This window comes from Azospirillum sp. B2RO_4 (assembly GCF_051124815.1).
Taxonomy (GTDB): Bacteria; Pseudomonadota; Alphaproteobacteria; order Azospirillales; family Azospirillaceae; genus Azospirillum.
The window spans coordinates 640,171-654,134 of sequence record NZ_CP118487.1 but is presented as its reverse complement, the minus strand read 5'-3'; the positions used below and the strand labels follow the sequence as shown (position 1 = coordinate 654,134).

Sequence of the window (13,964 nt, the reverse complement as noted above, 5' to 3'; positions counted from 1 at the left end):
GTCCGGTTCAGCGTGGCGGGCAAAGCTTGCATGAAGGTTAACGAGGCGTCTGTGGCCGGCCGCACAATCGTGGTATGGGCCGGGGCAGGAAGGCGGCGGCGCGATAAAGCGTGCGCGCGGGCGCAAAGGGCGTTAGAAGAAACAGGATTCCAAGGGTATGGCCGGGGCGCCCTTTTCCGGGGCGCGCCCGTCCGGTCCCGTGCCGTGAACGTCGAAGAGCGGAACGATGTCGTACATCCAGGGTGAAACGGGCGATTGGGAAGTCGTGATCGGGCTTGAGGTCCATGCCCAGGTGATTTCGAACGCGAAGCTGTTTTCCGGCTCCGCCACCGAATTCGGGGCCGCGCCGAACAGCCAGGTCAGCTTCGTCGACGCCGCGTTCCCCGGCATGCTGCCCGTCATCAACGAATATTGCGTCGAGCAGGCGGTGCGCACCGGTCTGGGCCTGAAGGCGCAGATCAACCTGAACTCGGTCTTCGACCGCAAGAACTACTTCTACGCCGATCTGCCGCAGGGCTATCAGATCAGCCAGTTCCTGCAGCCGATCGTCGGCAAGGGCGAGATCGTGCTGGACCTGCCGGACGGCACCAGCCGCACCGTCGGCGTCACGCGCCTGCACCTGGAGCAGGACGCCGGCAAGTCGCTGCACGACCAGCACCCGTCCAAGACCTACATCGACCTGAACCGGTCGGGCGTGGCGCTGATGGAGATCGTGTCGGAACCCGACATGCGCAGCTCGGAGGAGGCCGGCGCCTATGTGCGCAAGCTGCGGTCGATCCTGCGCTATCTCGGCACCTGCGACGGCAACATGGAGGAAGGCTCCATGCGCTGCGACGTCAACGTGTCGGTGCGCAAGCCGGGCGATCCCTTCGGCACGCGCTGCGAGATCAAGAACGTCAACTCGATCCGCTTCGTCATGCAGGCGATCGAGTACGAAGCCCGCCGCCAGATCGAGATCATCGAGGAAGGCGGCAAGATCGACCAGGAGACCCGGCTGTGGGACACGACCAAGTTCGTGACCCGCTCCATGCGGTCGAAGGAAGAGGCGCACGACTACCGCTATTTCCCCGACCCCGACCTGCTGCCGCTGGAACTCGACCCGGAATGGGTGGAGGACATCAAGAAGACGCTGCCCGAACTGCCGGACGACAAGAAGGCCCGCTTCATCGAAGACTACAAGCTGTCGGTCTATGACGCCGGCGTGCTGGTCTCCGAGAAGTCGAAGGCCGACTATTTCGAGGCGGTGGCCAAGGGCCGCGATCCGAAGCTGGCCTCCAACTGGGTCACCGGCGAGCTGTTCGGCTATCTGAACAAGGCCGGCAAGGAGATCGAGGAAAGCCCGGTGTCGGCCGAGAATCTCGGCGGCCTGATCGACCTGATCGCCGACAACACCATCTCCGGCCGCATCGCCAAGGAAGTCTTCGAAGCGATGTTCGAGACCGGCGAGAAGGCCGCCGACATCGTCGAGAAGAAGGGTCTGCGCCAGGTCACCGACACCGGCGCCATCGAAGGCTCGATCGACGCCGTCCTGGCCGCCAACCCCGACAAGGTGGCGGAATTCCGCAGCGGCAAGGACAAGCTGTTCGGCTTCTTCGTCGGCCAGGTGATGAAGGCGACCCAGGGCAAGGCCAACCCGGCCATGGTAAACGAAATCCTGACCAAGAAGCTGAAAGGCTAAGCGGCCACAGCCTATTGGCGGGGCGAAATCGCCGCTTTGTCCGAAAGAAAGCCTCTCCGTCCAGCGGAGAGGCTTTTTTCTTGGGTACTGTCCGTCTGTACGGTAAAGCCGCAGTTGAATTTTCCCGGTTTCCATCGTCACAGTGCTGGAAACGGTGGAGGAACCATGGCGGCGGAGCCGGTGATGGTGGCGCTGGCGGCTGGTGCGGCCGGCTGTCTGCTCGGGGTGCTGCTGGGCCGGTATGCCGGTCGCCGGATGGGCGGCCGTCCGCCGGGCCTGTCCGGCTCCGGATCCGGCAAGGTCGCGGCGACGCCCCTCCACGAGCCGGAGATCGGCGAGCGTCTGGAAATGGCGCTGGAGGCGACCGGGGCGGCGGTGTGGGACGCCGATCTGGTGGCAGGCACCTGCTGGTGGTCGGACACCTTCCCGCGCATGCTGGGCTTTCGCAGCCGGCCGGCCATGCCGCCCGATTTCTGGGAGCGGCGGCTGCATCCGGAGGACCGCGACCGGGTGCTGGCCCACATCGCCTCGCATCTGGCGGGGGAGACCTCGGCCTACGCCTATTCCTACCGCCTGCGCCATGAGGCCGGCGGTTGGGTGTGGATCGCCGCCAAGGGCCGCGCCTTCCGCGACGAGGCCGGCCGCGCGGTGCGCTATGCCGGCATCATGACCGACATCACCGAAGCCCGGCGGCAGGAGGAGCGGCTGCGCGCCAGCGAGGAGCGGCTGCTGAAGATCATGGAGGCGGCGCCCATCGCGGTGAACGTCACCACCCGCGACGGCCGTTGGCTGTTCTGCAATGCCCAGTCGGTGCGGCTGATGGGGCGCGACCGGGCGGAACTGATGCGCTCGCCCGTGGCGGACCTCTATGCCGATCCCGCCGACCGCGAGGCGCTGATCGCCCGGTTCGACCGCGAGGGCGCCTTCCGCAACGCCGAAATCCGTTTCCGCCGGCCGGACGGCAGCGTCGTCTGGGTGCTGTCCTCGTGGAACAGCATCGAACTGGACGGCGAATCGGCGCTGCTGACCTGGCTCTACGACATCACCGACCGCAAGGCCGCCGAGTCGGCGATGAACCAGGCCAGGGAGGAGGCCGAACAGGCGCTGGCCGACCTGCGGGAGGCACAGGAAAGCCTGATCCAGGCCGAAACCATGGCCTCGCTGGGCCAGCTGGTGGCGGGCGTGGCGCACGAGATCAACACGCCCATCGGCATCGGCCTGACCGCCGCCAGCCATATCGGCGAGCAGGCGCAGGCTCTGCGCGACCGATTCGCCGGCAACACGCTGCGGCGTTCGGATTTCCTGGAATTCCTGGATGGCTTGAGCGAAAGCAGCCGCCTGCTGATGGCCAACATGGACCGCGCGGCGTCCCTGGTGCAAAGCTTCAAGCAGGTGGCGGTCGACCAGTCCTCCGGCGACCGGCGGGTGTTCGAGCTGGGCGGCTATATCCGCGAACTGCTGTTCTCGCTGCGGCCCCGTCTGAAGCGCACCAACCTGAAGGTGGCGGTGGAGTGCGACGACGAGCTGACGATGGACAGCTTCCCCGGCGCGCTGGGGCAGGTGCTGACCAATCTGGTCATCAATGCCGTCGTCCACGCCTATGGCGACGGCGAGCGCCTGTCGGAGACGCCGTCCGGCACGATCAGGATCACCGCCCAGCCGGATGGCGCCGACAAGGTGCGGATCGACTTCATCGACGACGGCGCCGGCATCGCGCCGGAACATCTGTCGAAGGTCTTCGACCCCTTCTTCACCACCAAGCGCGGACAGGGCGGGTCGGGTCTTGGGCTGCACATCGTGTTCAACACCGTCACCGGCCCGCTGGGCGGCACCGTGTCGGTGCAGTCCTGGCCGGGGCAGGGCACCCGCTTCACCATCCTGCTGCCGCGCGAGGCGCCGGCCATGCAGCCGGTGCTGGCGGCGGAGCCGGCCTTGGGCTGAGGCGGAACCGCGGTCGGTCAGGCGGCGACCGGCGATGGTTCAGGCGACAGGGGGATCAGGCGACGTGCAGTTCGTGGAATTGCAGATGCTTGGGCCGCCGGCCGCGGCGCTTGGGGGCCGCGAAATTGGCAAGCGCACCGTTTTCCCCGCGCAGTTCGGCGTTCAGTTCCTGCACGCAGCGCTGCAGCAGTTCCTTTTCGCGCTGGTCCTCGCGGTCGGTGATCTCCAGGCAACTCAGCTTGATCTCGACAAGGTCGATCAGCGTTTCGGCGCAACGGCGTGACAGGGTCATGGCATCCTCCACGGCGACGGGGTGCGGCGTCACTGTCCGGCGGGGCGGGCCTTCGCGATGCCCCCGCGCGACCGAGTTGTGCGTCACCCAGGCTTTTTATTGCTCATGGTGGCATCATATCCGCCTTCCGTTAAAAAGTACCTAAAATTTTATACAGATTTGTCCTTCTCTGTCGATTTTCGGGAAAAGCGGATTTGTGCATCCGTAAGCGTTGACAAGGCTACGGCCGGCCGTTAGAACGCTCCCCACGCCAGCGGTGCCCCACGGGCAACCGCACTGGCTGGAGGGGTGGCCGAGTGGCTGAAGGCAACGGTTTGCTAAACCGTCATAGGGTTTAAAGCCCTATCGTGGGTTCGAATCCCATCCCCTCCGCCACCTTGCTTGGCAGATGCCAAGCCATTGATTTTCCCGAATGATTGAAATGTTCGACGTGCGCCGATGGTGCATGGTCCATCGGTGCGCGATGGAGCAATTCGGGGCACGATCTCTTTCCAATGTTCGGCAAGCCAGCGCACAAATCCCCCATCCTCGGGAGGAAGGCGCATTGTGGCCTCTTGTGAACAGGGCGGTTGGGAGCGGGTCGGGGTGCACGAACTGCACCTCGTGGCCGACCGCGCCGCCGGAGCTCGATTGAAAGCCGGTCGGTACCGGATGCGGCACCGATGGTCGCATACACTGATACTATCCCTTTGGACAGCAGGGGTATCCCTCAGGACCCGCGTGCCGGCTCTTTAAAGCCCCTAAACTGTTAGGGTCGATCCGGTTCCGCCGGGCGACAGGACGTCGATCCGGGGGAGGACGCGCCATGATGCAGGAAGATGCCCTGATGGTCGGTCCGCTGACCTTCATCGCCACAGTCCTGCTGCTGACGCTGGCCGCAACCGGCAGGCACAACAAGCAATCAAGAACCTGCCGGTTGCGGGTCGGGCGGCGGCGCGTCATGCCGCCGCCCGGCCGGCGTCACGGCGGTGGCCGATGGGAAGGAACTCCACCATGGTTTCTCGCATGGCTCGGATCGTTCATATGGGCAAGCTGGGCGGCTATGCGGCGTTGCTGGACGGCGCGCTGCTGGAACTCGACAGCCGCATCCTCTGGCCGTCGGTTCCGGCGCTGACGGAGGCCCTGCGGCAGGCCGGCATCACACCGTCCGACCTGATCCTGGACACCCGGTCTCCCGCCGGCATCATGCCGGCCGCCGCGGTCAGCGCGCCGGCGGCGGCATCGCACCGGAACGGCGGTCTGCCGCTGGCGGCGTGACGCCGGTCAGGTGAACCACCACGCTGCCGAAATCGCTGTCCGTCTCCAGCCGCACCGGCAGGGGCGGATAGCCGGCGGCGACCGGGGCCAGCCACAGATCGACCGGCGGCCTGTCCGACGGGCTGCTGCGCTGCCAGAAGCGGCCTGCCGGCGATGACTGGGCATAGCCGGCCACCGGCTTGTAGGTCACCCGGCATTGCTGTGCCACGCCGGCGAAGACCGAATAGCGCGACGGGTCGACGATCCGCCGCCCCACCTCGCTGAACACCATGTCGTAGCGGCGGCGGCCGTCGAACACCGGCAGCGACCGGTCACAGCCTTCGCTCGCCCCGACCGCGAACAGCAGGTCCAGCACGGCGCTCAGCGGGTCCAGGGTGCCGCGCTGCAGGGCCGGCGGCACCGGCTCGCGGTCGTCCTTCTCCGGCGGCGGCGAGACGCTGGCGTCGACATCGCCCTGGGGCCCATAGGTCAGGGTGACGTTGCGCGGCTCGCCGCGAAGCTGGCTGGTCTGGCGGTGGCTGGCCGGCCGCAGGTCGTCGCCGCGGACATATCCGTTTGTCAGCGAATCCGTGCGCCAGCTGAACAGCCGGCCGATGGTGCCGCCGGTCACCGCCGACACCTCGATCCGGTAACGGTCGCCGGTCACCTCAAGCATCGCTTCGACGTCGAGTGCGGTGATGCCGCCGACGAAGACGCGGTAGGTCGCCTTTACCGGCTCCGCCGACGCCGTGGCGGCGGCGAGGGGAAGCAGGGGAAGGGACAGGCCGGCCGCCATCAGGGCTGCCCGGACAGGTTTGGGAAGGCGGCGGTGGCTGGGCTGGGGCACGATCCGGGGCTCCTGCGGTCGGCTGATCTTTTTTAAGATGGGGATTAAACTGATGCTTGACACCCGGTGGGGAAGGCCGTAGAAACCCGCCCACCGCAGCGGCGGTGGCCGACGAAAGACGGCAGCGACGCAAAAGAGTTCGGTAAGAGTTTCACGGTTCGGGCGCGTAGCTCAGCGGGAGAGCATTCGCTTCACACGCGAAGGGTCACAGGTTCAATCCCTGTCGCGCCCACCATCACGAAAAGGCTTCGGACGAAAGTCCGAAGCCTTTTTGCTTTCCGGCACCGATGGCTGCGGGCCGCACGAAAATATTCATTATATAATGCTTATATGATTGGCGAATCCGCGGTCGATTGACGCAGATCAGCCCTTTGTGCGCTGCAATGCGGTAATAGGGAGGCCATCCCTGTCACCCGCTTCGGAAAGCCAATCAGATGGACGATACCCGTATCGCTTTGCTCTCCCTCGGCCTGCTGGTCGCCGTGCTCGCCGTCATCATCGGTTCCGTGGTCTTCGTCCCGTCCTTCACCGCCCTGCTGGCCACGCTGCTGGCTTGGGCCAACCTGGCCTATCTGGTCGGCATCACGATCAAGCGCTGATCCGGTTCCGCGGCGGGGGGCAGCTTTCCCCGCCGCGGGTGTCGGACCCTTGGGGTCGGGCAACAGTCTGTCCTGCGGAAAGCTTTTCTGGACAGGAACGGTCGGGCGGGTTATCCAGCGCCCGGTTTCGCCGTGCCCCCGATTTCGCCGCTCCCCGATCCTGCTGCGCCAAGGACCGACGCCATGACGCCGACCACTGCCACGACCTCCAGTCCGCTGCCGATCCTGAGGACGGTGGAGGACCTGAGAGCCCAGGTCGCGGCCTGGCGGCGGGAGGGGCTGACCGTCGCGCTGGTGCCGACCATGGGGGCGCTGCATGACGGTCATCTGGGCCTGGTGCGGCGCGGCCGCGAACTGGCCGACCGGGTGGTCGCCAGCGTCTTCGTCAATCCGACCCAGTTCGCCCCGCACGAGGATTTCGACCGCTACCCGCGCGACGAGAGCGGCGATTCCGCCAAACTGGCCTCGGCCGGCTGCCACGCGCTGTATGCGCCGACCGTGCGCGCCATGTATCCGGAGGGCTTCGCCACCGCCATCTCGGTCGGTGGCCCGGCGGAGGGGCTGTGCGGCGCCTTCCGGCCGCAGATGTTCGGCGGCGTCTCCCTGGTGGTGACCAAGCTGTTCCTGCAGGCCCTGCCCGACGTCGCGGTTTTCGGCGAGAAGGATTACCAGCAGCTGATGGTGATCCGCCGCTTCACCCGCGACCTCGACATTCCCGTGCGGGTCGAAGGGCTGCCGACGGTGCGCGAGGCCGACGGGCTCGCCATGTCGTCGCGCAACGCCTATCTCAGCGCCGACGAACGCGCCCGTGCCCCCGAACTGCACCGGGCGCTGACCACGGCGGCCGAGGCGCTGGCGCGGGGGGCGGAGCCCGACGGCGCCCTGACCGGCATCCGCGGCCGCATCGCCGAGGCGGGGTTCGGCGCCATCGACTATGTCGAACTGCGCGACGCCGAAACGCTGGAGCCGGTGACCGCCGTCACCCGTCCGGCCCGCCTGCTGGCCGCCGCTTGGATGGGCAAGGCCCGCCTGATCGACAATGTGCCGGTGATTCCCGCCGGTTGAACCTTGCCGGCTGATATGGGCCGCCCCAATGGCATTTGACCGGCATTTGTTGCGCGCCTAACATGAGTTTCGTCGGGCATGGTCCCGATGGGAATCGGACCCCCGCCATGGGGGCGGAAAGGCGATCTTGCGGCTCGTCCGTCGCAACCGGCAGGGGGAAACGGTTTCCCTGATGCCGCTCGTTCTGACCGGCCTCCTGCTGACGCTGGCGGCGCTCGGCGCTGGCGGCGCCATGATCGCCGGCCGCAACCGGGCTCCGGCGCCGCAGGCGCAGACGGGTCCCGACAAGAAATACGCCGCCCTGCCGATGATGACCTTCAGCCTCGGCGGCGGCGATGCCCGGATGGTGGACGTCAAGGTCCTGCTGGAGATTGATCCGTCGGTAGACGGCAAGGTCGCCGACCCCTATGTCCCCCGCATCACCGACCGCCTGTCCGACCGGATGCGCCAGATCGACCCCGCGCAGCTGACCGGCGCCGACGGGGCGAAGCTGATGAAGAGCACCATCGCCGGCGTGCTCGACCGCGAACTGCGCGGCGTGCGGGTGAAGGAAATCCTGCTCGACCGCATGGTGGTCAGGTAGGGGCCGGAAACGTCCGGCCCCCCCTTGGACGAGGTGATTGGACGAGGTCAGTCGGCCAGCCGGGTGGTCAGGCGCGGTGCGGTGCTGCGGGCCGCCGCGATATAGCGGGCGCGCAGCGGCTTCAGGACGAACAGGGCAAGGAAGGCGGCCAGCGCGTTGACGATGGCGACGCTGTAGAAGACCGTCTGCCAGCTGCCGGTCGCCTCCACCATCAGGTTGCCGACGGGGACCATCAGGGCGGCCACGCCCTTGGCGGTGTAGAGCATGCCGGCGTTGGTCGCCGCGAAGCGCGAGCCGAAGGTGTCGGCGCAGCAGGCCGGAAACAGGCTGAAGATCTCCCCCCAGGCGAAGAACACCAGACCGGTCAGGATGACGAAGGCCACCGGATCGGCGCCGTATGCGCTGAGCGCCATCACCCCGACCGCCTCGATGGTGAAGGCGATGAACATGGTGTTCTCGCGCCCGATATGGTCGGAGACCCAGCCGAAGAAGGGCCGCGTGATGCCGTTCATCACCCGGTCGATGGACAGGGCGAAGGTCAGCGCCGGCAGGGTCAGGCCCAGAAGGCTGACCGGCGCGTCGATCAGGCCCATGTCGGTGGCGATGGGGCCGAGCTGGGCCGTCACCATCAGGCCGCCGGCGGCGACCATGGTGAACATGCCGTACATGATCCAGAAGACGGGGGTGCGCAGCATCTCCTGCGGGGCATAATGGCGGCGCTGCGGCGCAGCCGTGCCGCGGCTCTGGCCGTATCCCAGCTTGGGCGGGTCGGTCATGAAGCAGGCCAGCACCAGGATCACCAGCCCCTGGCCGAGGCCAAAGGTCATGAAGGTGGTCTCGAAGCCGGACGACTCGATCATGGTGGCGATCGGCACCACCGTCAGGGCGGAGCCGGCGCCGAAGCCGGCGGCGGTCAGGCCGGCCGCCAGCCCGCGGCGGTCGGGAAACCATTTCAGCGCATTGCCGACGCAGGTGCCATAGACGCCGCCGGCGCCGATGCCGCCGATCACCGCGGCCAGATAGAGCAGCGCCAGAGAATCCGCCACCGCGTTCAGCGCCCAGGACAGAGCGCACAGCGCGCCGCCCACCAGCACGACGATGCGCGGGCCGAACTTGTCGACGAACCAGCCCTCCACCGGCACCAGCCAGGTTTCGGTGACGATGAAGATGGTGAAGGCCACCTGGATCGCGGTGCGACCCCAGCCATGCTTGTCGTCGATCGGCTCGACGAACAGGGTCCAGCCATATTGCAGATTGGCGATCATCGACATGCAGACGATGCCGATGGCCAGCTGCATCCAGCGCCCGCCCCAGGGTGCGACCTGGGCCGTATTGCCGTGCGTCTCACGCACCATGTCCTTCCTCCCCAATGCACCCGACATGTTCTGTTCGGCGTCTTTTGTTCGGCATCTTCTGTTCGGATGTCCGGACTTGTATGGTCTTCGGCCCTGTTTTTCGGTTCCGTCCGTCCGGTTCGATAAAGGCTGCGGGACGGGACTTGTGCTGCCAACTTATGGTTGCTGGCATGCCAAATGCCCCATGCCTCCCTCACGATCATCAGTTTGACTGACTATGTCAATACGAACCATTTGTCGACACAGTGACATGCATGCGAATTGTCCATATGAATCCGCTGGAATTCCGCGATCCGGAAAATACGGTGGTCCGCGTCTGGTCGAACGCGCCAAGCCGTTGCGGGGATGATCGGCCGAACAGGAGGACTCCACCCATGCCGTTGCCCGATCCGCCGCTGCTGGTCATCACCGACCGCCGCCTGGCCGAGCAGCCGTTGCCGCAGGTTGCTGAATGCCTGTTCGCCTGCGGCGTGCGCTGGCTGTCGTTGCGGGACAAGGATTTGCCCGATGCCGAGCGGCTGGAGCTTGCTCGCGCATTGATGGTACGCGCCCGGCCGTGGGGGGCCTGCGTCACCCTGCATGGCGACCCGGCGCTGGCGGCGGCGGCGGGGTTGGATGGGGTGCATCTGCCGTCCGGCGGTGACCCGGCGGCGGCGCGTGCGCTGTTGGGGCCGGGGGCGCTGATCGGGCTTTCACTCCACGACTCGGAGGGCGCGGACGTGATGGAGAGCGGCAGGGGGCAGGCCGATTACGTGACCCTGTCGCCGGTTTTCCCGTCCGCCAGCAAGCCGGGCTATGGGCCCTGCCTGGGTGCCGCCGGGCTAAGGACGTGGGTAGGACGCGGCATGCCGGTGATCGGGCTGGGCGGCATCGACCACGCCGGCAGGGTGGCCGAATGCCGGGCTGCCGGGGCGGCGGGCGTGGCGGTGATGGGGCTGGCGATGCGCGACCCGCAAGCGCTGGCGCCGCTGCTGGACGCGCTGGCGCCCGACAAAGCAGCCGTGCCGTCTTCCGGTTGACCTCTGGCGCGTTCCACGCCGGTCGCCCTGGACATTTCAACGGCTTGCATGCATCTGGTATGTAGGATACGAAAATGCCGGAAGCCTAATGCGTAACCATGCTAGGGCTTACCGGGTGCGCCGCGACCGCCGGCGAGACATGAGGACAGCCACTCCATGACCTTTCCCGCTCTCAACGTCCAGCCCCTCGACACCGGAACCACCTTCCGCAGTCAGGTCTACCACGCGCTGAAGCAGGCGATCACGGAGATGGACATCTACGACCATGACCGCGAGATCCGGCTGGACGAACGGCAGCTCAGCGACAAGCTGGGCGTCAGCCGCACCCCGATCCGCGAGGCGCTGACCCTGCTGGAGCAGGAGGGCTTCATTCGCCTGCAGCCGCGCCGCGGCATCTTCGTCGTCCGCAAGACCAAGACCGAGATCGTCGAGATGATCCAGGTCTGGGCCGCGCTGGAAAGCATGGCCGCCCGCATGGCCGCCGAACATGCCCCCGCGGCGGAGATCCACAAGCTGTGGGACCTGTTCGGCAGTTTCGAGCAGCGCAGCCCGAAGGACCATGTCAGCGAATATTCCGACGCCAACATCGCCTTCCACAAGAGCATCATCCAGCTGAGCGGGTCGAAGCTGATCCAGGACGTCACCGACAATCTGTTCATCCACATGCGGGCGATCCGCAAGCTGACCATCGGCCAGGAGGACCGCGCCGAACGCTCGATCCACGACCACCGCGCCATCATCAAGGCCCTGGAAGAGCGCAACGCCGACCTCGCCGAACGGCTGGTGCGCGAGCACACCATGGGTCTTGCCGCGCATGTCGAGAAGCATTGCGATTTCCTGGAGTGAGGGCGCGGTCAGGGGGGCGTTAGCCCCCCACCTCAAACCGTCACCGCCTCCTTCTGCGCCGCCTCCACCTTCGGCATATCGTCGCCGTCGATGGTCACCACCCGCAGGGAATTCGTTTTGCCGGGCGTTCCGAACGGCACGCCCGCGGTGACCACCAGAGACTGGCCGGAACTGCCGATGCCGGTTTCCGCGGCGGCGGTCAGCGCCCGTCCAACCATTTCCGAGAAATTCGCCACGTCGTCGGTCAGCACGGCATGAACGCCCCAGGCCAGTGACAGCCGCCGCGCCGTCGCCTCGTTCGAGCTGAGGCCGAGGATCGGCACGCCCGGCCGTTCACGCGACGCGCGCAGCGTGGTGGAACCCGTGGTGGTGTAGGTGACGATGGCGGCGGCGCTGATGGTTTCCGCCACCTGTCGCGCCGCGGCGGTCAGCGCGTCGGGGGCGGTCGCCTCAGGGCTGGGATGGTCGGCGTCCATGATGCGGCGGTAGAGCGGGTCGCCCTCCACCCGGCGGACGATGCGCTCCATCATCGCCACCGCGTCCACCGGATAGCGGCCGGAGGCGGATTCGGCGCTCAGCATCACCGCGTCGGCGCCGTCATAGACGGCGTTGGCGACATCGGAGGCTTCGGCGCGGGTCGGGGTCGGCTCCGACACCATGGATTCCAGCATCTGGGTGGCGACGATCACCGGCTTGCCCATGGCGCGGCTGAGCCGGATCATCTTCTTCTGCAGGCCCGGCACGTCTTCCGGCGGCAGTTCGACGCCGAGGTCGCCGCGCGCCACCATAACCGCGTCGGACAGCTCGATGATGCGGTCCAGCGTCGGCAGGGCAGCCGGCTTCTCGATCTTGGTCATCACATGGGCGCGGTTGCCGATCAGCTCGCGCGCCTCCAGGATGTCCTCCGGCCGCTGGACGAAGCTGAGGCCGATCCAGTCGACGCCGAGGTCGAGGCCAAAGGCGAGGTCGCTGCGGTCCTTTTCCGACAAAGCGCTGAGCGCCAGCGCCGCGCCCGGCACATTGACGCCCTTGCGGTCGGACAGGGTGCCGCCGGCCACCACCTCCGTCTCGGCGAAGTCGGGGCCGCAATCCAGCACGCGCAGCCGGATGCGCCCGTCGTTCAGCAGCAGGTCGAGGCCCGGTTCCAGGCTGGCGAACACCTCCGGATGGGGCAGGCAGACGCGGCGGCCGTCGCCCGCCGCACGGTCGAGATCCAGGCGGAAGCGGTCGCCGATGGCGAGATCCACCGGCCCGGAGCCGAAGGTCCCGACCCGCAGCTTCGGCCCCTGGAGGTCGAGCAGGACGCCGATCGGCCGGCCCAGGGTCTGTTCGGCGGCGCGGATGCGGGCGTAGCGCTCCGCATGTTCGGCCTGGGTGCCATGGCTGGCGTTCAGGCGGAAGACATTCACGCCCGCGCGGGCCAGGGCCGTGATCTGGCTTTCCGAAGAACTGGCGGGACCCAGCGTGGCGACGATCTTTGTGCTGCGGTGAAACGGCATGACGACAGCCTTCCTCCGCCCGGCCCTTTGCGAAAAGGGGCGGGACTGGCGAATGATGATGAGCGAGGTTCGGTGTTGCCGGGATGCTGGAAGTCCTAGGCCGGACGGTCAAACGGCACCCGCCCCTTATTCCGCATCGTGAGAGTGGTTCTTTTCGCGTCACATGGACAGCCGAACCGCCTGTCGGCGACACTGGGGCATGTCCGAGATCGCCACTTCCACCCCCGTTCCGCCCCATCCGGCCGCCACGCTGATCCTGCTGCGCGACGGCCCGGACGGGCTGGAACTGCTGGTGATGGAACGCAACGCCGGCCTGCGCTTCGCCCCCGGCGCCACCGTCTTTCCCGGCGGCCGGCTGGAGGCGGCGGACCATCACCCGCTGTGGCGCGCCCGCTGGCCGGAGGGGGATCCGCCCGCCGACCTCGCGCACCGGGTTGCGGCCCTGCGGGAGTGCGTGGAGGAGTGCGGCCTGCTGCCGACCTGCGCCCCGCTTTCCTCCGCGGTGCTGGCGGATCTGCGCCGCGGACTGGCGGCGGGGGAGGGCTTCGCCGCGGCGCTGGCGCGGGTCGGAGTCGCGCCCGCGCTCGACCGCATGACGGTGCTGGCCCGCTGGATCACGCCGGAGATGCTGCCGCGCCGGTTCGACACCTTGTTCTTTCTGGTCATGGCGCCGCGCGGGCAGGAGCCGGTCTGCGACGGCGGGGAGGCGGTCGGCGTGCTGTGGGCCACCCCGCGCCGCCTGCTGGCGGAGGAGGAGGCCGGACGTCGCCGGCTGGTCTTCGCCACCCGGATGACCCTGCTGCGGCTGGCGCGATGTGCCGACACGGCGGCTGCGATGGCCAGCGGGGCGGTGTCCGGCCAGGGCTTGCCGACGCCGATCATGCCGCAATTGGTGGAAACGGCGGCCGGACCGGTGTTCCGGATTCCGGCCGGCTGCGGCTTTTTGCCACTGGAGACATCCGCCGGAAGTGTTAGGCTTGGGTAAGATTAGGCAAGCTCAGGCG

General features: G+C 67.4%; 13 protein-coding genes and 2 tRNA genes. 11 read left to right on the top strand and 4 right to left on the bottom strand.

Features of this window, described 5'->3' with window-relative positions:
• Positions 1–226 precede the first annotated feature (226 nt).
• Together gatB and PWS46_RS20545 are read left to right on the top strand one after the other, a co-directional pair.
• The gene (gene gatB / locus PWS46_RS20550) at positions 227–1,678 is read left to right on the top strand and encodes an Asp-tRNA(Asn)/Glu-tRNA(Gln) amidotransferase subunit GatB (protein ID WP_434622513.1); all 1,452 of its coding nucleotides are present in this window, start codon (positions 227–229) and stop codon (positions 1,676–1,678) included.
• A gap of 165 nt (positions 1,679–1,843) precedes the next feature.
• Positions 1,844–3,619, top strand: coding sequence for a PAS domain-containing sensor histidine kinase (locus tag PWS46_RS20545; RefSeq protein ID WP_434622511.1), 1,776 nt, complete (start codon positions 1,844–1,846; stop codon positions 3,617–3,619).
• Between the two features lie 55 nt (positions 3,620–3,674).
• Here PWS46_RS20545 and PWS46_RS20540 read toward each other — a convergent pair whose 3' ends face one another.
• Entirely contained in the window at positions 3,675–3,911 is a 237-nt protein-coding gene (locus PWS46_RS20540; protein WP_014188024.1) for a hypothetical protein, read from the bottom strand.
• A 282-nt stretch (positions 3,912–4,193) separates the two neighbouring features.
• Here PWS46_RS20540 and PWS46_RS20535 point away from each other — a divergent pair.
• Together PWS46_RS20535 and PWS46_RS20530 are read left to right on the top strand one after the other, a co-directional pair.
• A tRNA-Ser gene (locus PWS46_RS20535) sits at positions 4,194–4,286 on the top strand.
• A 630-nt stretch (positions 4,287–4,916) separates the two neighbouring features.
• Positions 4,917–5,168: a hypothetical protein gene (locus PWS46_RS20530; RefSeq protein ID WP_434622509.1), complete on the top strand. Its 252-nt coding sequence runs from the start codon at positions 4,917–4,919 to the stop codon at positions 5,166–5,168.
• On the opposite strand, the gene PWS46_RS20525 is transcribed toward PWS46_RS20530, so the two are convergent.
• The gene (locus PWS46_RS20525) at positions 5,113–5,994 is read right to left on the bottom strand and encodes a DUF3108 domain-containing protein (RefSeq protein WP_434622507.1); all 882 of its coding nucleotides are present in this window, start codon (positions 5,992–5,994) and stop codon (positions 5,113–5,115) included. The genes PWS46_RS20530 and PWS46_RS20525 overlap by 56 nt on opposite strands.
• A 160-nt stretch (positions 5,995–6,154) precedes the next feature.
• On the opposite strand from PWS46_RS20525, the gene PWS46_RS20520 reads away from it, so the two are divergent.
• The 4 genes from PWS46_RS20520 (at position 6,155) to PWS46_RS20505 (ending at position 8,241) form a co-directional block, all read left to right on the top strand.
• Positions 6,155–6,229, top strand: a tRNA-Val gene (locus PWS46_RS20520).
• Between the two features lie 199 nt (positions 6,230–6,428).
• Positions 6,429–6,593, top strand: coding sequence for a sugar tyrosine-protein kinase (locus PWS46_RS20515; protein WP_085084036.1), 165 nt, complete (start codon positions 6,429–6,431; stop codon positions 6,591–6,593).
• A 183-nt stretch (positions 6,594–6,776) separates the two neighbouring features.
• Entirely contained in the window at positions 6,777–7,658 is an 882-nt protein-coding gene (panC, locus tag PWS46_RS20510; RefSeq protein ID WP_434622505.1) for a pantoate--beta-alanine ligase, read from the top strand.
• Positions 7,659–7,830: 172 nt separating this feature from the next.
• Positions 7,831–8,241 carry a flagellar basal body-associated FliL family protein gene (locus tag PWS46_RS20505; RefSeq protein WP_434622503.1) on the top strand — a complete coding sequence of 137 codons (411 nt, stop codon included), beginning with the start codon at positions 7,831–7,833 and terminating at the stop codon, positions 8,239–8,241.
• A gap of 47 nt (positions 8,242–8,288) precedes the next feature.
• Here the strand turns inward: PWS46_RS20505 and oxlT are convergent, their stop codons facing one another.
• Entirely contained in the window at positions 8,289–9,596 is a 1,308-nt protein-coding gene (gene oxlT / locus PWS46_RS20500; protein WP_434622501.1) for an oxalate/formate MFS antiporter, read from the bottom strand.
• Positions 9,597–9,970: 374 nt separating this feature from the next.
• Between oxlT and PWS46_RS20495 the strand changes: the two genes are divergently transcribed.
• Both PWS46_RS20495 and PWS46_RS20490 read left to right on the top strand, forming a co-directional pair.
• Complete coding sequence (locus tag PWS46_RS20495) at positions 9,971–10,615, top strand: thiamine phosphate synthase (RefSeq protein ID WP_434622499.1); 645 nt, start codon at positions 9,971–9,973, stop codon at positions 10,613–10,615.
• Positions 10,616–10,771: 156 nt separating this feature from the next.
• Positions 10,772–11,461, top strand: coding sequence for a GntR family transcriptional regulator (locus tag PWS46_RS20490; RefSeq protein ID WP_085084025.1), 690 nt, complete (start codon positions 10,772–10,774; stop codon positions 11,459–11,461).
• A 32-nt stretch (positions 11,462–11,493) separates the two neighbouring features.
• On the opposite strand, the gene pyk is transcribed toward PWS46_RS20490, so the two are convergent.
• The gene (gene pyk / locus PWS46_RS20485; protein WP_434622497.1) at positions 11,494–12,960 is read right to left on the bottom strand and encodes a pyruvate kinase; all 1,467 of its coding nucleotides are present in this window, start codon (positions 12,958–12,960) and stop codon (positions 11,494–11,496) included.
• A gap of 199 nt (positions 12,961–13,159) precedes the next feature.
• On the opposite strand from pyk, the gene PWS46_RS20480 reads away from it, so the two are divergent.
• Positions 13,160–13,945 (top strand): NUDIX hydrolase, encoded by a 786-nt coding sequence (locus PWS46_RS20480; RefSeq protein ID WP_434622495.1) that lies wholly within the window; start codon positions 13,160–13,162, stop codon positions 13,943–13,945.
• The last annotated feature ends 19 nt before the right edge of the window (positions 13,946–13,964 follow it).